Source organism: Microbacterium sp. LMI1-1-1.1 (genome assembly GCF_040815675.1).
GTDB lineage: Bacteria > Actinomycetota > Actinomycetes > Actinomycetales > Microbacteriaceae > Microbacterium.
Map to the genome: position 1 here is coordinate 253,088 of NZ_JBFPNN010000008.1, position 25,821 is coordinate 278,908.

Below are 25,821 nucleotides of genomic sequence, written 5' to 3' on the forward strand. Positions count from 1 at the left end.
CGGTGCTGAGTCTCTTCCGCCCCGGCGACGGGCGGCTGCACCGGATGCCCGCCGGACGCAAGATCGCGCTCCTCGCCCTCGTGGCGATCGCCGTCGCGGCCCTGCCGTCGTCGTGGCTCGCGTGCGGGATCGGGCTGGTCACGGCGATCGTCGGGTACGCCACGGTCGGGTGGGGTACCCGCGCCGGTCTCGCGGAGCTCGCCCGTCAGGTGTGGGGGCTGCGCTGGCTGCTCGCCTTCACGGCGGTGGTGCAGGCGGTCTTCGCCGGCGTCGAGCCCGCGGCGGCCACGACGGTCCGCATCGCCGTGTCCCTGGCCGTGGCCGCGCTCCTGCCGTTGACGACGCCCGCCGCGGCGGTGCTCGAGGCCCTCGAGCGGATCCTCGCCCCGCTGTCGTGGATGGGGATGGATGCCGCCCGCGCGGCGCTCCTTCTCAGCGTCGCGCTCACGACGATCCCGGTGCTCGCCCGCCTCGCGGCCGAGGTGCGCGAGGCCCAACGGGCGCGGGGCGTGCGGCCGGCGATCCACCGCGGCATGCTGCCCTTCCTCGTCCTGACGCTCCGGCATGCGGATCAGCTCGGCGAGGCGCTCGCGGCTCGCGGCGTCCGCTGATCCCCGCCGGCATGTCCCACTTCGTGCAGGAGATCAGCCTCTGATCGGCACATTCTGGGACACGCCCTCTTGGCCCGAGGAACCGGCCGTTGGCCGAACCGGCATGTCCCACTTCGTGCAGGAAAGCAGCCCCCACCTCGCACATTCTGGGACACGCCCAGCGAACGACGCCGGAAGCACCGCAGCCGTCAGTCCGCGGTCGCCCGCCCCGCGGCGAGCCCGGCGGCGTACGCCTCGTCCGCACCGAGGCGGAACATGTCGCGCTCGGCCGGACGCACGATGGACCGCGCGCCGGGCAGGTCGAGGTCCCCGACGAGGTCCCCGCGCCCGCGGACGACGGCCACGGGCAGGCGTGCGGCCTTGCCCTTCACGAGGTCGGCGGCCGCGGCGATCTCGTCGGCCACGCACGGCAGCGTCACGACGAGCGGCCGGCCCTCGGCATCCGTGGTCCCCCGCAGGTCCTCGAAGACGTGCACTCCGGCCGCCCCGATCGCGTGATCGGTCTGGCCCTCGCGCCACGCGCGGCCGAGCGTGTCGGTCACGATGACGCCCACGCGGGCACCGGTCGCCTCCCGCAGGCCTTCGGCGAGGCGGCGGGCCGAGGCGTCCGGGTCCTCGGGCAGCAGCAGGACCGTCCCCTCGGGGGTGTTGCTCGCATCGACGCCCGCGGCGGCCGAGACGATCCCGAGGCGGTTCTCGACGATGCGCGTCACGTGCCCGGACGGCGAGGGGCGGGATGCCACGAGCCGCACCGTCTCCCGGGTGATGGCGTCCTCGCGGTCGTCGGCCGCGAGCAGTCGCCCTTCGGCCTTCGAGACGATCTTGCTCGTCACGACGACGATGTCGCCGTCGCGGAACGGCTCGTCGGCGGCATCCAGGACGACCTTCGTCAGGTCCGCGCCCGGAGTGATCTCGCCGATGCCCGCGAGGGCCCACACCTGCAGCACGTCAGCGGACGAAGCGCACCTCGGTGAGCTCTTCACCGAGGAAGGGCTGCACCTGCGAGGAGCCGTCGAGCGTGAAGCCGTTGCGCGTGTAGAACCGGTGCGCGCGGGGGTTGTCCTCGGCGACCCACAGGTAGAGGCCCTCGCCCTCCTCGACCGCCGCGTCGAACAGGCGCTGGCCGATGCCGGTCCCGTGGAAGGCGTCGAGCAGGTAGATGAAGTACAGCTCGCGGGGGCGCGGGGCGTCCTCGTCACGGGCCGGGCCCGAGCCGACGAAGCCGACGATCTCGCCGTCGACGAGAGCGGCCTGCATGCGGTACTCCTCGCCCTGCGACGCCCAATGCGTCCAGAGCTCGGCCATGCGCCGGGGGGAGACCGCCTCGAGGGCGGCCGTGCTGATCAGGTGGTCGTAGGTCTCGTGCCAGCAGGTGGCGTGCACGCGGCCCAGGGCCTCGGCATCCACGTCGCGTACCGGACGGACGACGATGTCGGTTCGGGTCTCCGCTTCCATGGCACGACCCTACGCGCGCCGCCGACGGGGGTGAAATCGGATGCCGCGGACGCCCGGATGCGGTATGCGATGCGGGCCGCCCGGGTTCTGTCAGACGGACGTGTCAGCATGCCCCCATGCCGGACCGCCGTTCCCTCACCTCCGTCGAGGCCCGTATCGACGCCGTCGCGAACCGCCTGCTGGCCGGCGCCCCGGAGACGGGCGCCCGGGCGCGGCTGGTCGAGTTCGCGGTCTTCGTCCTGAAGCAGGCGTGGGCGTGCGTGTTCGGGGCGGCCTTCCTCGCCGTGCTGCTCGCGGCGAAGCTCTGGTACCCCGACGACGCCGTGCTCGCACGCAACGACGCGCTCACGATCGCGGCGGTGCTGATCCAGGTCGTCATGCTCGTCGGTCGCCTGGAGACCGTGCGCGAGCTGCGCGTCATCGTCACGTTCCACGTCGTCGGCACGATCATGGAGCTGTTCAAGACGGACGTCGGCTCCTGGGTCTACGGGGCGGAGGGCGTGCTGCGGCTGGGCGGGGTGCCCCTGTACAGCGGCTTCATGTACGCCGCGGTCGGCAGCTACATGGTGCGCGTGTACCGCCTGTTCGACCTGCGCTTCACCCGGTACCCGCCGCTGTGGGCGACGGGGGTCGTCGCGGCGCTCATCTACGTCAACTTCTTCTCGCATCACTTCGTGTTCGACGCCCGCTGGGTGCTCCTGGCCGTGGTGGTGCTGCTGTGGGCGCGGACGACGATGCACTTCCGCTTCTTCCGGGGCACGTTCCGGATGCCGCTGCTCCTCGCATTCGCGGGGGTCGCGGTCGTCATCTGGCTGGCGGAGAACATCGGCACCTATGCCGGGGCCTGGCTCTACCCCTCCCAGGTGGGCGGATGGCATCCCGTGGACGCGTCGAAGCTCGTGTCGTGGTTCCTGCTGATGATCGTGTCGGTCGTCCTCGTGACGTGGGTGTACCCGCCGCGTCGGCCGGACGTCGTCGTCGGCGCGGCCCCGAACGCGGACTTGTCGGACAACGACAACGGAGAAAGGGCTTCTCCGTCGGATCGCTACACTCGCCCCTCGTGAACCTCCTCTGGCGCACCCTCCTCGTCCTCGCCCGCGCGCGCCGTCGACTCCGTCGCGAGGGAGCCCTCGACCCGAACACGATCGGCCGCATCCGCATCCGCGTGCTCCCGACCGACATCGACCTGCTGCGGCACCTCAACAACGGCCGGTACCTGTCGCTGTTCGACCTCGGGCGGTGGGACCTGCTGACCCGCACCGGGCTGCTCGACGCGATGTCGCGGAACGGGTGGTACGCGGTGGTGGCCGCCGAGACCATCACCTTCCGCCGGTCGCTCGAGCTGGGGCAGCGGTTCACGCTCGAGACGCGGCTGCTCGGCCACGACGATCGCGCGGTCTACCTCGGGCACCGCGCCGTCGCGGGCGGGGAGATCTACGCCAGCGCCGTCATCCGGGCGCGCATCCTCCGCCGCACCGGCGGGACCGTGCCGCACGACGAGCTGTTCGGCGCGGTCGGCCGCCCCGAAGGCCTGCCGGACATCGAGCCCTGGGTGCACGAGTGGGCGGCGGCATCCGCCCTTCCCTCGACGCGGCGCCCCGCCCCCAGCGACTGGAAGTGACCGGCGGGGAGGCTCAGCCGAGACCGAAGCGGGCGTCGAGCCAGGCGACCTGCCGCAGGAAGTGGCGGTACCCGCCGCCTTCGTGGCCGTTGTAGGGGTACACCTCGATCGCCGCGTCCTCCGACGCGACGTTGTGGAACGCCGCGAAGACCCCCGAGGGCAGGACGATGTCGTCCATGAGCCCGACGGAGAAGTACGCCGGCGCGGCGATGCGGCGGGCCAGCACGGCACCGTCGATGTAGGACAGGGTGCGCAGGACCGCGGCGGTGTCGTCGCGGTGGACCGACAGGTAACGGGTGATCTCCGTGAACGGGGGCAGCGGCGTCCGCACGATCGCCTTCGGGAAGTCGCAGAGGAACGGCACGTCCGGCAGCACCGCGGCCACCGCATCGCCGGACAGCGCCGCCGCGGCGAGGGCCAGTCCGCCGCCCTGGCTCACTCCGGTGACGGCGATGCGGGTGGCATCCACGCCCTCCATCGCCCGTACCTCGTCGACGAGACGGACGGCGTCGGTGATGAGCCGTCGATAGTAGTAGTCGCGGGGATCCCGGATGCCACGGGTCATGACCCCGGGGAAGGCGGCCGCGGACCCGTGCGGGTCGGGGGTGTCGCCGTGGCTCCATCCGCTGCCCTGGCCTCGGGTGTCCATCACGACCTGGACGTATCCCGCCGCGGCCCAGTTCACGCGCTCTCCGGGGAGTCCGCGGCCGCCGCCGTAGCCGATGAACTCGACGACGGCCGGGAGCGGCTCCGTGCCGTGCGGGCGGACGACCCACGCGCGGATCTCGTCTCCGCCGAAGCCGGTGAAGGTCATGTCGTGCACGGTGAGCGCGCGGACGGGCGCGGCGACCGGCGCGAGCGTCGGGGCCGTCGCGGCGGCACGCGCCTCGGCGAGGGTGTCGGCCCAGAACGCGTCGAGGTCGTCGGGCTCCGGCAGAGCGGGGCGGTACTCGTGCAGCTGCTCGAGCGGCAGGTCGGTGAGGACGTGAGCCATGGGGACTCCTCGGCAGGGGGCGGGACGAACCGACAGTACGACACGATGCGAGCCGCGGGTCCCGCACGCGCGACGACACCCCGGTCGCGTCAGTCGACCGGGGTGCCGTCTTCGGGGGGAGGGGCTCAGCTGGTGAGCAGGCGCAGGCCGTAGGCCTGCAGGATCTCGTTGACGGGCTGGAAGTAGGTCGTGCCGCCGGAGCTGCAGTTGCCCGACCCGCCCGAGGTCACGCCCTGGGCCTGGTTGCCGGCGAGCAGCGAGCCGCCCGAGTCACCCGGCTCGGCGCAGACGTTGGTGCGGATGAGGCCCGAGACGGTGCCCTCCGCGTAGCGGACCGACGTGTTGTACGCCTGGATCTGGCCGCAGTGCCACCCGGTGGTGGAGCCGGAACGGCAGACGGTCGCACCGACCGCGGCCTGCGTCGAGCCGCGCACCGCGACGGTGCCGCCCGAGTAGTTCACGACCTGGCCCACGGGGGCGTGGTCCGCGGTGGTGGCCACCCAGGCGTAGTCGTTGCCGGGGAAGGACGAGCCGCGGAACGTGCCGTAGGTGGTGCCGGTGCCGACCTCGCCGCAGTGACCGGCGGTGATGAACCCGCCCTGGACCGAGAAGCCGACCGAGCATCGGCCGCCGTTCGACATGTTGTACGCGATGCCGCCGCGGATCGTGGCGAGGGTCTCGGGCGCCTCGACGCCCGTCTCCAGACGCACCGCGTCGGCGGGGACGCCGAGCGACGCGACGAAGTCGGTCGCCGACTGCTCGCCGCCGGCGACGACGTCGACCACCACGTCGTTGGTCTCCACGTCGATCCACCAGGAGGGGATGACGTCGGGGATGACGCCGGCCTCGATCTGCGCGGAGATCGCCTCGAGGTCGGCGAGGGAGTGGTCCACCTCGACCGGCACGGCGCCGGCCTCGACGGCGGCGGCGCTCGCCGCGTCGTCGGTGACCGCGGCGTAGACGGTCAGGCTCGACTCGTCGAGCCAGGTGCCGGCGTAGGCGTCGCCCGTGGATTCGATGACGTCCGTCTGCGTCTCGGTCGCGTCGGCCTGAAAACGCAACACGTCCTGCGCTCCGGCGGTGTCGGTCCCGAGGCTGTTCGCCATGGCGGCGAGGAGTCGGGCGTCGACGCCCTCGACGGCGGCGTCGGGGGCGGCGGTCTGGGCCAGCGCCGGAGCGGTGGCCGCGGTGGTGAGGAAGAGGCCGAAGGCGGCAGCGCCGACGACGGCTTTCGATATGCGGTTCACGTGGAGTGACCTTCCATCCAGTGGGGGATAAATGGTGGTGGGTACCCGGGAGACATGTAAGCACGCTCAGGCCCGATTGCGAAGGAACTCACAGTTTTGTTGATCTGGGTGTAACAAAACGCTCGTTCGCCGTCCTCCGCACCGTGCAGGGTGCCCGCCGGCGCCGGACGGATCCCCAGCCGCCAGTTCTCGGCGCGCGCGGCGGGCCGCCGGGGCGCTCGGCACCTCGTGCCTAGGCTGTGCACCATGAGCACGAACGACGCGCGCGCCACCGGTTCGGCGCTCTCCTCCGACGTCTCCGACCGCGTCGCGGCGCGCATCGCGGGCCGGAACGACCCCCTGCCGGACGGTGACCGCCCGCGTCCGCCGGTCATCGGGCCGGAGGCGGTCCGGCTCCTCGCGACGGCCGCCGACGACGTGCTGCGTCCCGAGGGCGTCGGCGCCGCCGCGGCCGGCCTGCACCGGCTGGCGGCCGACCTGCCCGACGCCCTGCCGTGGTTCGTGCGGGGAGCCCTCCAGCTCGGCGGCGCCGTCGCGCCGGTCCTGCCGACCCCGGCGGTGCCCGTGGCGCGCCGGGCGGTCCGGGACCTCGTCGCCCGCCTCGTCCTCGACGCGCGGAGCGAGCGTCTCGGCGCCGACATCGCGGCCGTCCGCGCCGACAGCGGCCTCGACGTGCGTCTCGCCGGTCCCGCGGTGCTCGGCGACGCCGCCGCGCGCCGCCGCGTCGACGGCATCCGCGCCCTCCTCTCCCACGATGACGTGGACCGGATCTCCTTCACCCTGCGCGACGTCCTCGCCGGCCTGGGCGTGTGGGGCTTCGACGCGCACGTCGAGCGCGCGGCGGAGCGGATCCTTCCGATCGTCCTGGATGCCGCCGGCGCCGACGTCCGACCGACTCTCGTGGTCGAGGGTCGCGACGACCTCGACCTCGGTGTCGCCGTCCTGACGCGGGTGCTCGAGGAGCCGCGCCTGCAGGGCTTCGCGGCCGGCATCGCCCTCCCCGTCGCCGTTCCCGACGCCGCCGACGCCCTTCGCGAGCTGGCCGCGTGGGCGCGCGTGCGGGTCGCGGACGGCGGCGCGCCGCTCCACGTCCGGCTGGTGGACGGCGTGCCGACGACCGACGAGCTCGTCGACGCCGCGCGCTCGGGCTGGTCCGCGCCCTTCGCCATCGACCGCGACGACCTCGACGCGCTCGTCGTCGCGGCGGTGCGCACCGTGCTGGACGAGCGCGTCGCGTCCGGTCTGCGCGTGCAGGTGCAGACCGCCGACGGCGTGGTCGCCGAGCTCGCGCGCGCGCTCGCGGACGACGCCGGCACCGCCGTGGAGATCGTCGCCCCGCGCTCCTTCGTCCCGGCGGCCGGGGCCGACGTCGTCCTCGCCCCCGTCGTCCACCCCGACGACCTCGACGTCGTCGCCGCCGACATCGCCCGGGCCGCCGCGGAGGCGGCCGCCGCCGCCGCGACGTCCGGCCCCGGGTCGGCGGAGCCGGCTCCCTCGACCGACGGGACGGCGGGCGACGATGCGCCGGCGTCGGACGCCGCGGCATCCGGATCCCCCGACGACGACGGGCCGGCCTCGCCCGTCGCCGAGCGCGTCGACCGCGCGCTCCGCCGGGCCGGCACCACCGTGCTGCCCCCGCGCTTCTCCCGCCGCGGGCGGGCGGGTGCGCCGTCCATCCTGCGCGACCGCGCCGACGACGAGGCCGTCGACGGCGGCCTCACCCAGGCGGTGCTCGGCATCGCCAGGGACGCCGCCGCGGAGGACACCTCGGCGCTCGGACCGGACGTGCAGCAGATGCTCTTCGGCGGGCAGGCCTTCGTCGACACCGCGGTGTTCTCGCTGCGCGAGACCGCTGATGCGGCCGAGGGGGCCGTCGGCTTCCGCAACGCCGCGCGCACCGACCCCACGATCCCCGCGGACCGCGCCTGGGCGCGCGACGTGCTCGCGCGCTCCGAAGAGTCGACCGCCGGCGACGCGACGGCGGCGGCGGGCCGCGTCGACGACGCCGAGGGCCTGGATGCCGTGATCGACCGCGTGCGGACCGGCGCCGAGCCGTGGAGCGCGCTCGGTGCCGCCGACCGCGCCGTCGTCCTGCAGGCGGCCGCGCGCTCGCTCGAGGAGCGCCGCGGCGAGCTGCTGGAGGTGCTCGCGTCCGAGGCGGGCGTGCTCGTCGCCGAGGGCGACGCGGAGGTCAACGCGGCCGTCGACGCCGCCGCGTATTACGCCGTCACCGCCAAGGAGCTCGACCGCGTCCCGGGCGCCGTCTTCGTCCCCGATCGCGTGACGGTCGTCGCGCCGCGGTGGAACTCCGCCGTCGGACTGTGCGCGGCCGAGACCCTGGCCGCGCTGGCCACGGGCTCCGGTGTCGTGCTCACCCCCTCGCCCCGCGCGCGGCGTGCGGGGGCGGTGGTTGCCGAGGCGCTGTGGGCGGCGGGGGTCCCGCGGGACGTCCTCGCCTACGTCGACCTCAACGAGGAGGCATCCGGTCGTTCGCTCCTCGTGCACCCGGGCGTCGACCGCGTCCTGCTTGCGGGGGCGCGGGCCACGGCGGAGCGGTTCGTCGCCTGGCGACCCGAGCTGCCGCTGCAGGCGGTCACGGCGGGGCGGAACGTCGTCGTGGTCGCCCCGTCCGCCGACGTCGACGACGCCGTCGCGGCTCTCGTGGAGGGGGCGTTCGCGCGCGCCGGTCAGGCCCCGGGCGCCGCCTCGCTCGCGATCCTCGTCGGGTCGGCCGCGCGGTCGTCGCGCATCGCGGCGCAGCTCGCCGACGCCGTCTCGTCGCTGCGGGTCGGGCCCGCCTCGGACCCGCGCTCGGACATCGGGCCCCTCGTGGAGGAGCCGACCGGCGAGGTGCGTCGCGCCCTGACCGTGCTCGAGACCGGGGAGCGCTGGCTCGTTCAGCCGCGCGAGCTGGACCTCGGCCCGGACACCGCGGGACGGTTCTGGACCCCCGGCGTCCGCATCGGCGTGCACGCCGGATCGCACCTGACCCGCACCGCCGTGGCCGCACCGGTGCTCGGCGTCCTGCACGCGCCGTCGATGACCCGCGCGATCGAGCTGCAGAACCTGCTGGGGTCGGGTCTCGTCGCCGGGCTGCACACCCGCGACGCCGCCGACCTCGACCTGTGGCTCGACGGCGTGGAGGCCGCGACGCTCCGGGTCAACCGCTCCACGGTGGGCTTCGCCGCCCAGCGCGAGCCGCTCGGCGGCTGGGGCGAGGCGAACGTGGGCACGGGGACGATGGCGGGCGGGCCGAACCGCCTCGTCGCCCTCGGGTCGTGGCGGCCGTCGTCGGGTGGTCCGGCGTCCTCGACGCTGCACCTGCGCGGGCTGGACAGCCGCATCGCCGCGCTCATCGAGGCCGCGCAGCCGACGCTCGGCTACGAGGCGTTCGAGTGGCTGCGCCGCGGGGCGTTGTCGGACGCGGTCGCGTGGGACCGTGAGTTCGGCCGCGTCAAGGACGTGTCGCGGCTCGGCGTCGAACGGAACCTGTGGCGTTACCGCCCGGTCGACGTCGCCGTGCGTGCGACCGGCGACGCGTCGTGGCAGGCCGTGCTGCGCGTGCTGGTGGCGGCGGTGCGGTCGGCGTCGACGTTCACCCTCAGCACTCCGGTCGGGCTTCCGGCCGAGGTGCGGCACCTGCTCGGCGACGGTGGTGTCGCGGTCTCGGTCGAGAGCGACGCGCAGTGGCTGCAGCGGATGGCGGGGGGCGTCCCGGATGCCGCCGGCGACACCGCCGCGGACCCGCCGGCGGCCCCCGCCGTCCGGCCGTCGCGCGTGCGGCTCGTCGGCCCCGCGGAGTCGGTGCGCGCCCTCCGCGCGGCCCTCGTCGGGACGATCGCCGGCGACCCCGCGGTCACGGTGTACGCCGACGAGGTGACGACCGCGGGCCGGATCGAGCTGCTGCCCTTCCTCCGGGAGCAGGCGATCTCGATCGCGGCGTTCCGTCACGGCCGCCCCGACCCGTGGAGCACCGCCGTCATCTGAGCCCGGGGGCGTGGCATCCATCGCCCGCAGCGCAGTCCTTGTCGTCGTGGGTCGCGGTCCGGCCTCGCGCTGACTTGGCACATATGTACGCCGGACGCCGAGCTTTCGCGTGCATATGCGACAAGTCAGCGCCAGGTTGGGGGGCATGGCATCCATCGCCCTGAGGGGTTTCGAAAACGTTTCCGTGCGCGCGGGGCTCGGGATACCGTCGACCCGACCCGGAGGAGCAACGATGACCGCCGCCCGACTGACCGTCGACCCCCGATCCGTGATCGGCCCCGTCCGCCGTCGCCTGTTCGGCGGCTTCGTCGAGCACCTCGGTCGGCACGTCTACGACGGCATCTACGAGCCCGGTCATCCCGCCGCCGACGAGCAGGGGTTCCGGACCGACGTGCTCGACCTCGTCCGCGAGCTGGGCGTGAGCACCATCCGGTACCCCGGCGGGAACTTCGTCTCCGGCTTCCGCTGGGAGGACAGCGTCGGCCCGCGCGAGCAGCGCCCCCGCCGCCTCGACCTCGCGTGGCACTCGACGGAGACGAACGAGATCGGCCTGCACGAGTTCGCCGACTGGCTCGACAAGGCCGGCAGCGACCTCATGCTCGCGGTCAACCTCGGCACGCGGGGCACCCTCGAGGCCATCGACCTGCTCGAGTACGCCAACGTCCCCGCCGGCTCCACGCTGGCGCAGCAGCGGATCGACAACGGCCGCGCGGAGCCCTTCGACGTCCGCGTGTGGTGCCTCGGCAACGAGATGGACGGGCCGTGGCAGCTCGGGCATCGCTCGGCCGCGGACTACGGCGCGCTCGCCGCCCGCACGGCGAAGGGCATGCGCCAGCTGGACCCGTCGATCGAGCTCGTCGTGTGCGGCTCCTCGGGCGCGCAGATGCCGACGTTCGGCGAGTGGGAGCGGGTCGTCCTCGAGCACACCTACGACGACGTCGACATGATCTCCTGCCACGCCTACTACCAGGAGCACGACGGCGACACCGCGTCCTTCCTGGCCTCCGCCGTCGACACCGACCGGTTCATCGAAGCGGTCGTCGCGACGGCGGACCACGTCGGCGCCGCGAAGGGCAGCGCGAAGCGCATCGACATCTCGTTCGACGAGTGGAACGTCTGGTACATGGACCGCGTGGCATCCGAGAAGCCCACGGCGATCGACGACTGGCCGGTGGCGCCGCGGCTCCTCGAGGACGTGTACTCGGCGGTGGATGCCGTCGTGTTCGGCAGCCTCCTGATCTCGCTGCTCGCGCACGCCGATCGGGTGGCGAGCGCGTCGCTGGCGCAGCTCGTGAACGTCATCGCGCCGATCATGACCGAGCCGGGCGGACCGGCCTGGCGGCAGACGACCTTCTTCCCCTTCGCCCTCACCTCCCGCCTGGCGACGGGGGAGGCGGTGCGCCTGCACATCGCGTCGCCGAGCGTCGAGACGGCGCGCTACGGGACCGTGCCGGCCGTGGCCGGGGTCGCGACCCACGACGCCGACGCGGGGACGTCCGCGGTATTCCTCGTCAACCGCGGGATGGCGGAGCCGCTCGACGTCGAGATCGACGTCCGCGGCCTCGGCGACGTCGAGATCGTCGAGACCCACCTCCTGCACGACGACGACCCCGCCGCCCGCAACACGCTCGCCGACCCCGACCGGGTCCGGCCCCGTCCCCTCGACGCGCGTGTCGAGGGCGGCATCCTGCGCGTGACCCTCCCGCCCGTCGCGTGGGCGGCGCTGGCGCTGCGACGGCGCTGACCCGGAGCGCGACCGTCGGCGACACGACGGGGCGTCCGCACGGCGGTCCGCTCGCGCCTGTCCGCGCGCGCGTGCGAGAATGGGCGCGGCGTGCCCGGACCGACCTTTCCCCGCACGGCGCCTCGGTGCCGACGGGTCGAAGGGCCACCGGGCCCGAGGACAGCGTCCGCCGCACCTTCTCTGAGGAGTGAAGATGTCCGCGAACCCCACCGCCGCCGCCAGCGAGGCCTCGACCGTCGAGCGCGTGCAGCAGCACCGCCGCTATCTGATGTGCCGTCCCGAGCACTTCACGGTGAGCTACAGCATCAACCCGTGGATGGAGCCGTCGCGCCCCACCGACACGAACCTGGCGCTGAAGCAGTGGCAGTCGCTGTACGACACGTACGTCGAGCTGGGGCACGAGATTGAGCTGATCGACCCGGTCGAGGGTCTGCCCGACATGGTCTACACCGCCAACGGCGGCTTCGTCATCGACGGCGTCGCGTACGGCCCGAAGTTCCGCTTCCGTGAGCGCGCCGCCGAGGCCCCGGCCTTCATCGACTGGTTCGCCGCGAACGGCTTCGAGGTCGCCGAGCCCGTCGAGGTGAACGAGGGCGAGGGCGACTTCCTCCTCGTCGGCGACACCATCCTGGCCGGCACGGGCTTCCGCTCCACCGGCGACAGCCACCGCGAGGTCGGCGAGGTCTTCTCGCGCGAGGTCGTGTCGCTGACCCTGACGGACCCCCGGTTCTACCACCTCGACACCGCCATCGCGGTCCTCGACCCGGTCGAGGGTCCCGGCGGCGTGGAGTCGGCGAACATCGCCTACCTCCCCACCGCGTTCGACGAGCGCAGCCAGGCCGTCCTGCGCGAGCGCTACCCCGAGGCCATCCGGGTCTCGGATGCCGACGGCTCGGTGTTCGGGCTCAACTCGGCGAGCGACGGCAAGAACGTGATCATCTCCCCGCGCGCGGTGGGCTTCGAGGCGCAGCTGCGCGAGCGCGGCTACACCCCGGTGATGGTCGACCTGTCCGAGCTGCTGCTCGGCGGCGGCGGGATCAAGTGCTGCACGCTCGAGCTGCGCGGCGGCTCGCGATGAGCACCGCCGTCGACGACATCGGCGCCCGACTGATCGCCGACGAGAGCGCGCACGTCGCGCATAACTACCACCCGCTGCCGGTGGTCGTCTCGCGCGCCGAGGGCGTGTGGGTCACGGACGTCGAGGGAAAGCGGTACCTCGACCTGCTGTCGGCCTACTCCGCGCTGAACTTCGGCCACGGGCACCCCGCCCTCCTGGCCGCCGCGCGGGAGCAGCTGGATCGCCTGACGCTGACCAGCCGGGCGTACCACAACGACCGGCTCGGCCCCTTCGCCGCGGCCCTCGCGCAGCTGTGCGGCAAGGATCTCGTGCTGCCGATGAACACCGGCGCCGAGGCGGTCGAGACCGGGATCAAGGTCGCTCGCGCCTGGGGCTACCGGACCAAGGGCATCGCCCCGGACGCCGCGACCATCATCGTCGCGAACGGCAACTTCCACGGCCGGACCACCACGATCGTCGGCTTCAGCGACGACCCCGTGGCGCACGACGACTTCGGGCCGTATGCGCCGGGATTCGTGCACGTGCCCTACGGGGACGCGGATGCCATCGCCGCCGCGATCGACGAGAACACCGCCGCCGTGCTGCTCGAGCCCATCCAGGGCGAGGCCGGCGTCGTGGTCCCGCCGGACGGGTTCCTCCGCCGCGTGCGGGAGATCTGCACCGAGAACGACGTGCTGTTCATCGCCGACGAGATCCAGTCGGGCCTCGGCCGCGTCGGCGAGACGTTCGCCTGCGACCGCGAGGGCGTCGTCCCGGACGTGTACCTGCTCGGCAAGGCGCTCGGCGGCGGCATCCTGCCGCTGTCCGCGGTCGTCGCCGACGAGGACGTGCTGGGCGTCATCCGTCCCGGCGAGCACGGGTCGACGTTCGGCGGCAACCCGCTGGCGACGGCGGTGGGTCTGCGGGTCGTCGAGATGCTGGCATCCGGGGAGTTCCAGACTCGCGCGAAGGCGCTGGGGGAGCACCTCGAGGCCGATCTGCGGTCCCTCATCGGCACCGGCGTGACCGCCGTGCGCATCGCGGGCCTGTGGGCGGGCGTCGACATCGACCCCGCGTACGGCACCGGTCGCCAGGTCGCCGAGAAGATGCTTGCGCGCGGCGTTCTCGTCAAGGACACGCACGGTCAGACCATCCGCATCGCCCCGCCGCTGACGATCAGGGCCACCGAGCTGGACTGGGCCGTCGAGCAGCTGCGGCACGTCCTCACTGCCTGACCTGCGGTCGGCCGCGCGAGGTCGCACGCTCCGGACTCCGCGGAGCGTGTGATCTCGCGGCGGGCGTGCGGTCTCGCCGCCGTCAGGCGACCGTCAGCGTGAGCTCGTCGTAGCCCGTCGCCCCGTCGGGGGCCGGGGCGGCGCGCTCCGCGGTCTGCGTCTGCCCGTCGGCCGAGATCGCGCGGCAGCGCACGGTGTGCGCGCCGCTGGTGGCATCCCACGGCAGGCTCCACTGCACCCACGTGTCGGCGGAGATGGCGGTGGCGAGCGTCGCCGGCTGCCAGGGCCCGTCGTCGATCTGCACCTCGACGCCGGAGACGCCGACGTGGGTCTGCCAGGCGACGCCGGCGATGACGGTCGCCCCGGCGGTGACGCGCGCGCCCGCCTGCGGCACGTCGATGCGCGACGCGAGCTTGACCGGGCCGCGCTCGGACCAGCCCCGCGGGGTCCAGTACCCCTCGGCGCGGTCGAAGCGGGTGACCTCGAGCTCGCTGACCCACTTGGTCGCGGAGACGTATCCGTACAGCCCGGGCACGACCATCCGCACCGGGAAGCCGTGCTCGACCGGGAGCGGCTCGCCGTTCATGCCGATCGCGAGGAGCGCGTCGCGCTCGTCCGTGAGCGCCTCGAGGGGCGTGGATGCCGTGAACCCGTCGACCGAACGCGACAGCACCATGTCGGCCTCGGCCGTCGGGCGCGCCCGGGCGAGGATGTCGCGCAGCGGCACCCCCAGCCACCGCGCGGTGCCGATGAGGGATCCGCCCACCTCGTTCGAGACGCAGACGAGGGTCGCGACGGTCTCCTTCTGCGGGAGCTCCACCAGGTCGTCCCAGCGCAGCACGACCTCCTGCTCGACGAGGCCGTGGATGCGCAGGGTCCAGGTGGCGGGATCCAACTGCGGCACGACGAGCGCGGTGTCGATGCGGTAGAACGACGCCGACGGCGTGATGACGGGGGCGAGCCCGTCGATGCCGAGCTCGGCGGACGCCGGGACGGCGGTGGTCGTGGACGGACGCGGGAGGCGCAGCGCGGCGCGCACGGCGCTCGTGGCCCGGGCGCCTCCGCTCAGCGCGACGGAGCCCGCTGCGGCCAGGGCGCCGGCGAGCACGGCGACGCCCGAGAGCGCGAGGACGCCGCGGCGGGTGGGTCCGGAGGCGTCGGCGGGACGGGGCACCGGCGCGCCGTCGTGGGCCGCGCCGTCAGCCGGGTGCGCGCGCCCGCGGGGGACCGTGCCGCGACGAAGACGTGTGATGAGCACCGCCGCGACCACGGCCGCAGCCACGCCGGCGAGGAGGGAGGGCACGGGGGAGAGGACGCCCGCGTCGGCACGCGTCGTCGCGACCACCGCACCGACGACCCCGAGGCCGATGAGGACGACACGCCCCCACGGCGGGCGGTGCCACTCGACGGCCCCGGCCACGGCCGCGACCGCGAGGAGCAGCACCGCGATCCCGACGAGCAGGGCGGCCTTGTCGCCCGTCCCGAACAGGTCGATGGCGAGGTCCTTGGCCCACGCCGGGGCGATGTCGATCATGCCGCCGCCGATCACCGCGAACGGACTCGCGGAGGGGGCGACGACCGCGGCGGCGAGCTCGCCGAGCCCCGCTCCGAGGACGGTCGCCGCCGCCGCCGCGACGATCGCGGGCAGGGCGCGGACGCGGGACGGCGGAGGAGTCACGAACGGAGCCTATGGAGCGGCGGACCCGGCGAGGCCGTCGGTCCCGGAACTCACAGCCAACCGGCACCCGCGGGGAGCGCGTCAGTCCCCGGCGGCATCCCGTCGCCACGCATCGCGGGTGAGGATCAGGTACACCGACGCGGTCCAGGTGTAGGCGCGGTCGCGCAGTCCCTCGCCCGTGCGCGCGTCGAAGTTCTCGGCGAACCCGCCGGTCTCGCACAGGCGGCGGAACCGTGCGCTGACGTCGTCCGCGAGGCCGTCGTGCCCGGCCCGCCGCAGGCCGTCCTCGAGGAGAAGCGTCGACGGCGCCCAGATCGGGCCGCGCCAGTAGCCGTCGTCGGCGTAGTGCTCGCTGTCGGGCTGCTCGGTCGCAGGCCCCCACGGGGTGAGGAACGCGCGGATGCCGTCGGCCAGGACCGCGCCGACCGCGGCGGGCAGTCGGTCGGCCGCCACGACCGCGAGCCAGGGAAGGAGGCTGGTCCTGGTGGCATCCATCCCGTCCGCGACCCCGCGCGCGGTGTAGCCGTCGCCCCGCCACAGCTCGTCCTGCAGGGCGGCGGCGAGGCGCGCGGACTCGTCGACCCACTCCGAGGGGTCCTCGTCGAGCTCATCGGCGAGGCCGGCCAGCGCGTCGAGCTGGAGCAGGAGGAACGCGGCGAGATCCGGTGACTCGACGAGGCGGGAGCGGTCGAACGTCGTGGCGTTGTCCCATCCGCTGTCATTGCCGTGCTGGTAGTGGGGGAGGGCGTGGCCGGGGACGCGCCGCTCGTCGAGCCAGAATCGCGTCCACCGGGCGAGCTTGTCGTAGACGTCGCGTCGCTGCGCCGCGGTGAGCTCGACGCCCTCGGCGCGGACACGGCCGAGGGCCCACCCGTGGATCGGCGGCTTGACGAAGTTGTACAGCCGCTCGGAGTGGGCGACCGAGTCGGGGAGGGCGCCCGAGGCGTCCTGGTGGTCGAAGGGCGTCAGGAACTGGTCGAGGGCGGGACCGGGGAGACCGGATGCCAGGGCGAGGGCGTTGAAGCAGTGATCCCAGCTCCACACCTTGTCCATCCAGTGCTTCGACATCAGGACGGCCTCGCGCCCGAAGAACCCGGCGGGGGACACCGTCGCCGACCAGAGGACGTAGGTCGCCAGCAGGGAGGCCTGGCGGACGACGGCGGCGGTGCCGTCCTCCTCCGCCCAGGGGGCCACCGCCCGCGCGTAGTCGCGGAACTCCTGCGCCACCTCCGCCCGTGCGTCCGCGAAGGTCGTCGCGGTGGCGAACGGCGGGCGGGACGTCTCGAACTCCTCGATCGCGACCTCCCACTCGGCGGCGTCGACGCCGGTGACGGTGACCGTGCGGGAGGCGACGCCCAGTGCCTCGGCGCCGTCGATGACCAGCGTTCCCCGCAGGGCGGTGACCCGGTACCGCGCGCCGGTCTCGTACGAGGTGAACACCGCGCTGCCGTCACGCGGGTCGCGGAAGAGGTAGATGCCCGTGAACGGGGTGAGCTCGGCGGCAGCCTCCGCCAGACGGAGGCCGGTGCCGGCGTCGCCGCGCACCCGCAGGGTGTCGGTCGAGGCGAAGACCGCGTGCACGGAGCGGAGTCCGTCCGCCCATCGCACCTCGGCGGCGTCGGCGGACACGGCCCACCGGCCCTCGTCACGCCCGGGGGTCGTGGGCTGCAGCGAGAGGACGGCGTGCATGCCGGTGTGGTGCGAGACGAGGTGGACGTCGTCGACCGTGCGGTGCGCGGCGACGACGGGGGAGAGGTTCATCCACGAACCCCGACGGCTGAAGGGGACGCGGCGCAGGTCGAAGGAGGGGAGGGGGCTCGTCATCGAGGGTCTCCGATTCGTGAGGAGTTCGTGCTTGCCACGGCGGCGATCTCATTGTACGGTCGAACCGGTTCGAATCGAACCAGTTCGACAACCCCGTTCGAACCCGCCATACGCACACCGTCGACACCCCGTCGACGGGCCGGGACGCACACCCCCGGTCGCCGCCAGAGAGGACGACGACATGGTCAACATCGGTGACGTGGCCCGCGCCGCCGGCGTCTCGCGCAGTACCGCCTCCTACGCCCTCTCGGGCAAGCGGACCATCTCCGCGCCGGTGCGGGAGAAGGTCGAGAAGGCCGTCCGCGAGCTCGGGTACACCCCCAATGCCGGGGCCAAAGCCCTCGCGACCTCGCGGACCAACGTGCTGGCGGTCCTCGGGCAGTTCTTCGACGACGAGTTCGCGCCGGCCATGCTGCAGTACATCCTCGGCATCGCCAACCGGGCCCGCGAGCTGGGCTTCGACACGCTGCTCGTCACCGAGAGCGACGGTCGCGCCGCCCTCGAGCGCATCGCGGCCTCCCGCATGGTCGACGGCTTCGTGCTGCTCAACGTGGCGGAGTTCGACGATCGCCTCGACGTCCTCCGTGCCGTCCCGCAGCCCGGGGCGCTCGTCGGCCTCCCGGGCGATCCCGCGGGCGTCGATGCGTTCGACCTCGACTTCGTCGCGGCCGGACGCCTCATGGTCGACCGTCTCCACGGCCTCGGTCACCGCGAGCTGATCCTCGTGTCGCAGCCGGAGCACGTCGTCGAGCGCGGCGGCGCCTACGTCTGGCGGCTCGCCGACGCCGCCCGCGCCCGGGCGGAGGAGCACGGCATCCGCCTGCACCACGTGTTCGGGGCCTCGCATCAGCCCGACATCGGCCGCGATCTCAACGCGGTGCTCGACGCCCACCCGTCCTCCACCGGACTGCTGCTGAACAACGAGGCGGCGGCCGCCGCGCTGCCCTCGGTTCTCGCCGCGCGCGGCCTGTCGTCCCCCGGCGACATCTCCGTCATCGGGCGCTACTCGGACGAGTTCGCCCGCACCTTCTCCCTGCCCTACTCCGCCATCGACAGCGGCGCCGACCTGCTCGGCCGCCGCGCCGTCGAGCAGCTGGTCGCTCGCCTGAACGACGCGGACACGGCGGGCTCGCACGTCGTCGACCTGATCGCGCCCATCATCGACGATCGCGGCAGCATCGCCGCACCACCATACCGAGATTGACACCGCTTCCCGGCTCACGACGAGCTCGTTCAAGGAGGAACAGATGAACACCACGATGCTCCGCATCACGGCGGCGCTGGCCACGGCAACCGTGGCCGTCGGAACGCTCGCCGGATGCTCCGGCGGCACCGGCGGATCGACCGGCGACGCCGCCGGCGACACCTACACCTGGTGGGACCCGTATCCGCAGCACGCCGAGGGCTCCGACTGGGCCCAGCGCGTACAGGACTGCGGCACCCAGGCGGGGGTCACCATCCAGCGCACGGCGTACGACACCACCGCGCTGACGAACCAGGCGCTGCTGTCGGCTCAGGACGGCACCTCGCCCGACATCATCCTCATCGACAACCCGGCCGTCTCCACCCTGGCCGAGACCGGGATGCTGACCACCACCGAGGACCTCGGCCTGGACACCTCGGGCATCGAGCCCAACCTGCTGGCCGCCGGCGAGCTGGACGGCCAGACCTACGGCATCCCCATCGGTGCGAACACCCTCGCGCTCTATTACAACGCCGACGTGCTGTCCGCGGCCGGCGTCGACCCCTCCTCGGTGACCGACTGGGCCTCCCTCGACGCCGCGCTGGCCAAGGTGGCCGCCGCGGGCAAGAAGGGCATCTCGTTCTCGGGCATCAACACCGAGGAGGGCACGTTCCAGTTCCTGCCGTGGTTCTGGGGTGCGGGCGCGGACCTCACCGACCTGTCCTCCCCGCAGGCGGTCGAGGCGCTCACCCTGTGGAAGGACTGGATCGACAAGGGGTACGCCCCCAACTCGGTGATCACCAACTCGCAGAACACCGTGTGGGAGGAGTTCCTCACCGGCGACTTCGCGTTCGCCGAGAACGGCACGTGGCAGGTCAACAGCGCCGCGGAAGCCCCCTTCGCCACGGGCGTCATCCAGCTCCCGGCCAAGGACGGGGGTGCCGCTCCCGCACCCACCGGCGGCGAGTTCATCGTCGCTCCGGCACAGCAGGACACCGCCCGGTACGACACCACGCGCAAGATCATCGACTGCATGACGACCACCGAGGGCTTCGTGCAGACGGCGAACACCTTCGCGTACTACATCCCGCCGACGGAGGAGGGTCAGCAGGAGCTCCTCACCGAGCACCCCGACCTCGAGACGTGGGTGACGGCGGTCCAGGATGCCAAGGGCCGCACGAGCGACAACCTCGGCACGGACTACCCCCTCATCTCGGAGCAGCTGTGGACGGCCGTGCAGAACGTCCTCTCCGGCGTGCAGACGCCCCAACAGGCGCTCGACGCCGCGCAGACGGCCGCGCAGGCAGCGACCTCCAAGTAACGAGACCCCGGCGTCCGGGGGACGGCGACGTTCCCCGGACGCCCCTTCGAAAGAGGCATCCCATGTCCTTTCCAGTGCTGCGCGAGCGCACGGACATCGCCGACGACACCGTCGCGGTGACCGTGCCCCGCCCTGGTCGTCGACGGGCCCGACGCGGCGGCTCCCCGTGCGTCGCGGCCGCCTTCGCCGCCCCGCTGGTCGTCTACCTGCTCGTCTTCTACCTGTGGCCGCTCGTGCGCAGCATCGACCTGAGCGTCCACGACTACACCGTCCGCGCGTTCGTCCAGGGCGACGCGGTCTTCGTCGGCCTCGACAACTACATCGCCGTGATCACCTCGCCGACATTCCTGCCGGCCCTGTCGAACACGGCCCTGTTCGTGGCCCTCTCGCTGGTGTTCCAATACGCGATCGGCCTCGGTCTCGCGGTGTTCTTCCGCTCCCACTTCCCCCTCAGCGGGGTTCTCCGCGGTCTCTTCCTCGTCCCGTGGCTCCTGCCGCTGATCGTCTCGGGGTCGACCTGGTCGTGGATGATGAACAGCGACAACGGGATCATCAACTCCGTGCTGCGCGCCGTCGGCGCAGCGCCGATCAACTGGCTCACCTCGCCCGACACGGCGATGACCGCCGTCATCATCGCGAACATCTGGCTCGGCATCCCGTTCAACCTCGTCATCCTCTACTCCGGGCTGCAGAACATCCCCGGCGACCTGTACGAGGCCGCGTCGCTCGACGGCGCCGGATCGTGGCGCCAGTTCTGGAGCATCACGTTCCCGTTGCTGCGCCCGGTGTCGGCGATCACGCTGCTGCTGGGCCTGGTCTACACCCTCAAGGTCGTCGACATCATCTGGATCATGACCCGCGGCGGTCCCGCCGACACGACCACGACCCTCGCGATCTGGTCGTACCGGGAGGCGTTCGGAACCGGCCAGCCCGACCTGTCGCCCGCCGCCGCCGTCGGCAACATCCTCATCGTCATCGCCCTCGTCTTCGGGTTCGTCTACCTGCGGGCCCAGCGTCGCCAGGAGAACTCATGACCGCCCGCCGCGCGTGGTGGAAGACGGGCCTCGGCCTCGTCTTCACCGCCCTCATGCTCTTCCCCGTCTACTGGATGCTCAACGTCTCCTTCACGAAGACGACCGACCTGCGTCTCAGCCCGCCCCATCTCTTCCCCGTCGACCCGACGCTCGAGGGGTACACGGCGGTGTTGGGGCAGCAGCTGCCCAACCTCGGCACGAGCCTGCTCATCGGCCTCGGCTGCGTCGCGGTGACCGTCGTCATCGCCGCGCCTGCCGCCTATGCCATCGCCCTGCTCAATCTGCGCGGGGGGCGGACGTTGAACTTCGTGCTGCTCGTAGCGCAGATGATCCCGGCCGTCGTCATGGCGATGGGCTTCTACGCCATCTACGCCCGCGCGGGCCTCCTCAACAGCGTGCCCGGGCTGATCCTCGCCGACTCCACGGTCGCCGTGCCGTTCGCCGTGCTCCTGTTCACCGCCTTCATGGGCGGTCTGCCGCGTGAGCTGCTGCAGGCGGCGCGCATCGACGGGGCGGGGGCGTGGCGCACGTTCACGTCGGTGGTGCTGCCCCTCAGCCGGAACTCCGTGCTCACGGTGGCGCTGTTCGCCTTCCTGTGGGCATGGTCGGACTTCATCTTCGCCTCGACCCTCGCCCGCAACTCGGCGCTCAAGCCGATCACGCTCGGCATCTACGCCTACATCGGCAACAACACCACGCAGTGGAACGCCATCATGGCGACCGCGGCAGTGGCATCCATCCCCGCCGCCATCCTCCTGGTGGTCGCGCAACGCTATGTCGCCGCGGGCGTGACCGCCGGCGCGGTGAAGGACTGACCCCGTGGTTCTCGAACAGACCGTCGCGGCCGAGCCGCGCCTGGGGGCGATCCCCGTCATCCCCGCGACCTCGCGTGTCCGCGGACTCGACGTCTCCGCCCTCCGCATGGATGCCGAGGGGTTCTGGGGCCATCGGCAGACGACGAACGCGCGGGCCACCCTGAGCCATTGCCGGGAATGGATGGACCGGCTCGGCTGGCTCGACAACTTCGATCGTGTCGCCGACGGCGCGGTGCTCGACGGCCGCACCGGGTGGGTCTTCTCCGACTCCGAGGTGTACAAGCTCCTCGAGGCGATGGCCTGGGAGCTGGGCCGCGCGCCCGAAGACGAGCTCGCGGCGACCTTCACGGCGCTCGTGGCGCGCGTGGCGCGAGCCCAGGACGACGACGGCTACCTCGGCACCGCATTCGGTCACCCGGGCCAGGCGCCGCGCTACAGCGATCTGTCGATGGGCCACGAGCTGTACAACATGGGTCATCTGCTGCAGGCGGCCGTGGCGCGCTCACGCACCGGCCACCCCCACGACCTGCTCGTCGAGGTGGCCCGCCGCGCAGCCGACCACATCTGCCGGGAGTTCGGCGAGGGCGCACGCGACGGCGTGTGCGGTCACGCCGAGATAGAGGTGGCGCTCGCCGAAGCGGGGCGCGCGTTCGGCGAGCGTCGCTACCTCGACCAGGCCCGGCTGTTCGTCGAGCGGCGCGGTCGTGGCTCCCTGCCGGTCCCGCCCCTGCAGTCGCCCGAGTACTTCCAGGACGACGTGCCGGTGCGCGAGGCCCACGTGCTGCGCGGGCACGCCGTGCGCGCGCTGTACCTGTCGGCGGGGGCCGTCGACGTCGCCGTGGACACCGGGGACGACGAGCTTCTCGTCGCCCTCGAACGGCAGTGGCGGCGCACCGTGGGGCGGCGGACCTACCTCACCGGCGGCATGGGGTCGCGGCACCAGGACGAGGGCTTCGGCGACGACTGGGAGCTGCCCGCCGACCGGGCCTACTGCGAGACGTGCGCGGGAGTGGCGTCGGTGATGTTCTCCTGGCGGCTGTTCCTGCAGACCGGCGATGTGCGCTACCCCGACCTGATCGAGCGCACGCTGTTCAACGTCGTCGCGACCTCGCCGGGGGAGGACGGCCGGTCGTTCTTCTACGCCAACCCGCTGCACCAGCGCGACGCCGTGGCGTCCGCCTTGGACGGGGTCAACCCGCGTGCGGAAGGCGGGGTGCGCGCGCCGTGGTTCGAGGTGTCGTGCTGCCCGACCAATGTCGCCCGCACGCTCGCCTCGCTGTCGGCCTACGCCCTCGCGGCCGACGACGACGGCCTGACGGTGCTGCAGTACGCGGCGGGGGTCGTGGATGCCGACGGGTGGCGGCTCCGCATCGACACCCGCTACCCCGCGGAGGGACGCGTGGCGATCACGGTGCGGGAGGCGCCGAAGGACGCGGCACGCCTGCGCCTGCGGGTCCCGGCGTGGGCGGAGGGAGCGGTCGTCGCGGTCGACGGGGGACCCGGGCGGTCCGTGCGCCCCGGGTGGGTGGACGTGGACGGCGCCGTCGCCGGCACCCGGGTGGTGCTGGAGCTGCCGCTGGATCCGCGCGTGACCTTCCCCGATGAGCGCATCGACGCCGTCCGCGGGGCCGCCGCCATCGAGCGCGGGCCGTTGGTGCTGTGCCTGGAGTCGGTCGACCTGCCCGACGGGGTGTCGCTGGACGACGTGCGTCTGACGTCCGTCCCGCCCCGTCCCCACGCCGACGGGGCGCGCGTCACCGTGACCACCGTGCGGTCGGACCACTCGTCCGACGGGGGGCTCCCCTACCGTCCGGGCCCGACGCGACCGGAGGGCGGCGGCACCTTCGAGGCCGACTTCGTGCCGTACCACCGGTGGGCGGAGAGGGGACCGTCGCGGATGCGGGTGTTCGTTCCACGGGAGGCGGCGGCCTCTTCGTGAGACGGATGCCGCGGCACGGTGTGATCTCGACAGGAACGTGTGATCTCCGCGCTGCGGTCGGGCGGTCCGCGCTCCGCGTCGGCCGCCCTCAGACCGGGAGCGCCGCGCCGGTCATCCGGGCGGAGGTCTCCCACACCCTCGCCGCCTCGGCGGTGTCGCGGAGCGGACGGTAGAGGGTGTGCGGGGCCGGGGCGCCGCCGAGGTGCCCGAGGCCGGACGGGCCGTACAGGAGGTCCGTGCGCGGCTGCGCCGTGGTCGCCGCCAGCAGCGCGGGGAGGGCGGCGGTGCGGGGCGTGCCGAGCAGCACCCCTCGCGCGGACAGCCACCGGATCACCCGGACGCTCGTCGTGTCGGAGCTGCGGCCGATCTCCGGACGCGCGGCCAGCAGGTTCGTCGGGGCGACGCCGGGATGCGACAGGACGCTCGTGATGCCCCAGCCCTCCGCGCGGCTGCGGCGGTCCAGCTCTCGTCCGAACAGGCCGAGCGCGATCTTCGACTGCGCGTACGCCCGCTGCGGACGGTACCGGTGCTCGCTGTTCAGGTCGTCCCAGTCGATCCGGCCGCGCTCCGCGGCGACGCTCACCTGCGTCACCACCCGCGCCGTGCCGGCGCGCAGCAGAGGCAGGAGCTCTCCGACCAGCGCGACGTGTCCGAGATGGTTCGTCCCCAGCTGCAGCTCGAATCCGTCCGCGGTCGTCTGCCGCGCGGGCGGGGTCATGACGCCGGCGTTGTTGACGAGCAGGTGCACGGGGGACCCCTCGGCCCGCAGCGTCTCGCCGAGGGCGCGGACGGATGCCACGGACGACAGGTCCAGGTCGTGGACGGAGACCCGGGCCTTCGGCACCCGGTCGCGGATGGCCGCGGCGACGCGCTCGCCCTTCGCGCGGGTCCGGACGGGGAGGAGGACCTCCGCGCCGGCGGCGGCGAGCCGCTCGGCGATGACGACGCCCATGCCGTCGCTGCCGCCGGTCACGACGGCGCGGCGGTCGGTCAGGTCGGGGATGTCGATGTCGATGTTCTCTCGGGCCATGAGGAGCTCCTGTCGGTGCGGATGCCGGTGACGTCCTGTCCGGGCCAGCGTGACGTCTCCGCGTGGGCCGAGGCAGGGCCCGCCGATCCGAGGCTCGGCGATCCGGGTGCGGGCAGCTTCCGCGAAAGGGGGATCGACGCGTCCTGGCTGCGGCGGCGTCCGGCCGGGTAGACAGGAGGCGAGACGAGGGGACATCCGTGATCGACAGGACTGCGCTGGCCGACTTCCTCCGCACGCGCCGCGAGGCGCTCCAGCCCGAGGACGTCGGGCTGTCGCGCGGGCCCCGCCGGCGCACCCGCGGACTGCGGCGGGAGGAGGTCGCGGCCCTCTCGCACATGTCGACGGACTACTACGCCCGCCTCGAGCGGGAGCGCGGCCCGCAGCCGTCCGAGCAGATGCTCGCCGCGATCGCCCTCGGGCTGCACCTCTCACGCGCCGAGCGCGACCACCTGTTCCGTCTGGCCGGGCATGTGCCGACCGAGCACGGGCCGGCCGGCGACCACGTCAGTCCCGGCATGCTGCGCATCCTCGACCGGCTCGAGGACACGCCCGCCGAGATCGTCACGGAGCTGGGCGAGACCCTGCGGCAGACCCGCCTCGGGGCGGCGCTCACCGGGGACGCGTCCGTGCGCACGGGTCCGGCGCGCAGCCTCGGGTACCGGTGGTTCACGGACCCGCGGACCCGGGCGCTCTACGACCCCGCCGATCATGCGTTCCTCGGCCGACTGTATGCCGCGGGTCTGCGGGAGATCGTCGGCCGGCGGGGACCCGACTCCCGGGCGGCCGCCCTCGCCGACGACCTGCTCGCCGTCAGTCCCGAGTTCCAGGAGCTCTGGTCCGCGCACGAGGTGGGGCTGCGGCCGGCCGAGACGAAGCGGTTCGTGCACCCGTCGGTCGGACCGCTGGACCTGCACTGCCAGGTGCTCACCGACCCCGGGTCGTCGCACTCGCTGCTGGTCTACACCGCCGTCCCCGGCTCGGAGAGCGCGGAGCGGCTCGGTCTGCTCGCCGTCGTCGGAGAGCTGGCCGGGTAACGCAACGCTGCG

20 protein-coding genes are annotated in these 25,821 nt (G+C 73.3%); 13 read left to right on the forward strand and 7 right to left on the reverse strand.

Annotated features, from left to right (window positions below):
* Positions 1-2: 2 nt before the first annotated feature.
* On the forward strand, positions 3-611 hold the full coding sequence (locus MRBLMI1_RS10885) for an energy-coupling factor transporter transmembrane component T family protein (protein WP_367732560.1): 609 nt from the start codon (positions 3-5) through the stop codon (positions 609-611).
* A 188-nt stretch (positions 612-799) separates the two neighbouring features.
* On the opposite strand, the gene cofE is transcribed toward MRBLMI1_RS10885, so the two are convergent.
* Together cofE and MRBLMI1_RS10895 are read right to left on the reverse strand one after the other, a co-directional pair.
* Positions 800-1,558 (reverse strand): coenzyme F420-0:L-glutamate ligase, encoded by a 759-nt coding sequence (gene cofE / locus MRBLMI1_RS10890; RefSeq protein WP_367732562.1) that lies wholly within the window; start codon positions 1,556-1,558, stop codon positions 800-802.
* Position 1,559: 1 nt separating this feature from the next.
* Positions 1,560-2,066, reverse strand: coding sequence for a GNAT family N-acetyltransferase (locus tag MRBLMI1_RS10895; protein ID WP_367732564.1), 507 nt, complete (start codon positions 2,064-2,066; stop codon positions 1,560-1,562).
* Between the two features lie 116 nt (positions 2,067-2,182).
* On the opposite strand from MRBLMI1_RS10895, the gene MRBLMI1_RS10900 reads away from it, so the two are divergent.
* Both MRBLMI1_RS10900 and MRBLMI1_RS10905 read left to right on the forward strand, forming a co-directional pair.
* Positions 2,183-3,130: a DUF817 domain-containing protein gene (locus MRBLMI1_RS10900; RefSeq protein ID WP_367732566.1), complete on the forward strand. Its 948-nt coding sequence runs from the start codon at positions 2,183-2,185 to the stop codon at positions 3,128-3,130.
* Entirely contained in the window at positions 3,127-3,687 is a 561-nt protein-coding gene (locus tag MRBLMI1_RS10905; RefSeq protein ID WP_367732568.1) for an acyl-CoA thioesterase, read from the forward strand. The genes MRBLMI1_RS10900 and MRBLMI1_RS10905 overlap by 4 nt, the downstream gene beginning before the upstream one ends.
* 13 nt (positions 3,688-3,700) lie before the next feature.
* On the opposite strand, the gene MRBLMI1_RS10910 is transcribed toward MRBLMI1_RS10905, so the two are convergent.
* The gene (locus tag MRBLMI1_RS10910; protein WP_367732570.1) at positions 3,701-4,681 is read right to left on the reverse strand and encodes an acetylxylan esterase; all 981 of its coding nucleotides are present in this window, start codon (positions 4,679-4,681) and stop codon (positions 3,701-3,703) included.
* A gap of 125 nt (positions 4,682-4,806) precedes the next feature.
* Positions 4,807-5,928 carry a S1 family peptidase gene (locus MRBLMI1_RS10915; protein WP_367732572.1) on the reverse strand — a complete coding sequence of 374 codons (1,122 nt, stop codon included), beginning with the start codon at positions 5,926-5,928 and terminating at the stop codon, positions 4,807-4,809.
* A gap of 246 nt (positions 5,929-6,174) precedes the next feature.
* Between MRBLMI1_RS10915 and MRBLMI1_RS10920 the strand changes: the two genes are divergently transcribed.
* The 4 genes from MRBLMI1_RS10920 to rocD all read left to right on the forward strand — a co-directional run bounded on the left by MRBLMI1_RS10920 (position 6,175) and on the right by rocD (position 13,951).
* Positions 6,175-9,915, forward strand: a complete 3,741-nt coding sequence (locus MRBLMI1_RS10920; protein WP_367732574.1) for a proline dehydrogenase family protein — start codon at positions 6,175-6,177, stop codon at positions 9,913-9,915.
* Between the two features lie 232 nt (positions 9,916-10,147).
* On the forward strand, positions 10,148-11,659 hold the full coding sequence (locus MRBLMI1_RS10925; RefSeq protein ID WP_367732576.1) for an alpha-N-arabinofuranosidase: 1,512 nt from the start codon (positions 10,148-10,150) through the stop codon (positions 11,657-11,659).
* A gap of 193 nt (positions 11,660-11,852) precedes the next feature.
* A complete protein-coding gene (ddaH, locus tag MRBLMI1_RS10930; protein WP_367732578.1) occupies positions 11,853-12,737 on the forward strand; it encodes a dimethylargininase in 885 nt (294 codons plus the stop codon).
* Positions 12,734-13,951 (forward strand): ornithine--oxo-acid transaminase, encoded by a 1,218-nt coding sequence (rocD, locus tag MRBLMI1_RS10935; protein WP_367732580.1) that lies wholly within the window; start codon positions 12,734-12,736, stop codon positions 13,949-13,951. Before ddaH ends, rocD begins: the two co-directional genes overlap by 4 nt.
* An 82-nt stretch (positions 13,952-14,033) precedes the next feature.
* On the opposite strand, the gene MRBLMI1_RS10940 is transcribed toward rocD, so the two are convergent.
* Positions 14,034-15,629 carry a molybdopterin-dependent oxidoreductase gene (locus MRBLMI1_RS10940; protein WP_367732584.1) on the reverse strand — a complete coding sequence of 532 codons (1,596 nt, stop codon included), beginning with the start codon at positions 15,627-15,629 and terminating at the stop codon, positions 14,034-14,036.
* Positions 15,630-15,710: 81 nt separating this feature from the next.
* Positions 15,711-17,453, reverse strand: a complete 1,743-nt coding sequence (locus MRBLMI1_RS10945) for an amylo-alpha-1,6-glucosidase (RefSeq protein ID WP_367732586.1) — start codon at positions 17,451-17,453, stop codon at positions 15,711-15,713.
* Positions 17,454-17,634: 181 nt separating this feature from the next.
* Here MRBLMI1_RS10945 and MRBLMI1_RS10950 point away from each other — a divergent pair, with 181 nt between their 5' ends.
* The 5 genes from MRBLMI1_RS10950 to MRBLMI1_RS10970 all read left to right on the forward strand — a co-directional run bounded on the left by MRBLMI1_RS10950 (position 17,635) and on the right by MRBLMI1_RS10970 (position 23,745).
* Positions 17,635-18,657 (forward strand): LacI family DNA-binding transcriptional regulator, encoded by a 1,023-nt coding sequence (locus MRBLMI1_RS10950; RefSeq protein ID WP_367732588.1) that lies wholly within the window; start codon positions 17,635-17,637, stop codon positions 18,655-18,657.
* Between the two features lie 43 nt (positions 18,658-18,700).
* Positions 18,701-19,957 carry a sugar ABC transporter substrate-binding protein gene (locus MRBLMI1_RS10955; RefSeq protein ID WP_367732590.1) on the forward strand — a complete coding sequence of 419 codons (1,257 nt, stop codon included), beginning with the start codon at positions 18,701-18,703 and terminating at the stop codon, positions 19,955-19,957.
* Positions 19,958-20,019: 62 nt separating this feature from the next.
* Entirely contained in the window at positions 20,020-20,991 is a 972-nt protein-coding gene (locus tag MRBLMI1_RS10960; RefSeq protein ID WP_367732592.1) for a carbohydrate ABC transporter permease, read from the forward strand.
* Positions 20,988-21,806 (forward strand): carbohydrate ABC transporter permease, encoded by an 819-nt coding sequence (locus MRBLMI1_RS10965; protein WP_367732594.1) that lies wholly within the window; start codon positions 20,988-20,990, stop codon positions 21,804-21,806. Before MRBLMI1_RS10960 ends, MRBLMI1_RS10965 begins: the two co-directional genes overlap by 4 nt.
* 106 nt (positions 21,807-21,912) lie before the next feature.
* Positions 21,913-23,745 carry a glycoside hydrolase family 127 protein gene (locus tag MRBLMI1_RS10970; protein ID WP_414685891.1) on the forward strand — a complete coding sequence of 611 codons (1,833 nt, stop codon included), beginning with the start codon at positions 21,913-21,915 and terminating at the stop codon, positions 23,743-23,745.
* Between the two features lie 88 nt (positions 23,746-23,833).
* Here the strand turns inward: MRBLMI1_RS10970 and MRBLMI1_RS10975 are convergent, their stop codons facing one another.
* On the reverse strand, positions 23,834-24,775 hold the full coding sequence (locus MRBLMI1_RS10975) for an SDR family oxidoreductase (protein WP_367732599.1): 942 nt from the start codon (positions 24,773-24,775) through the stop codon (positions 23,834-23,836).
* Between the two features lie 197 nt (positions 24,776-24,972).
* Here MRBLMI1_RS10975 and MRBLMI1_RS10980 point away from each other — a divergent pair, with 197 nt between their 5' ends.
* Positions 24,973-25,809: a helix-turn-helix transcriptional regulator gene (locus MRBLMI1_RS10980; RefSeq protein ID WP_367732601.1), complete on the forward strand. Its 837-nt coding sequence runs from the start codon at positions 24,973-24,975 to the stop codon at positions 25,807-25,809.
* Positions 25,810-25,821 lie beyond the last annotated feature (12 nt).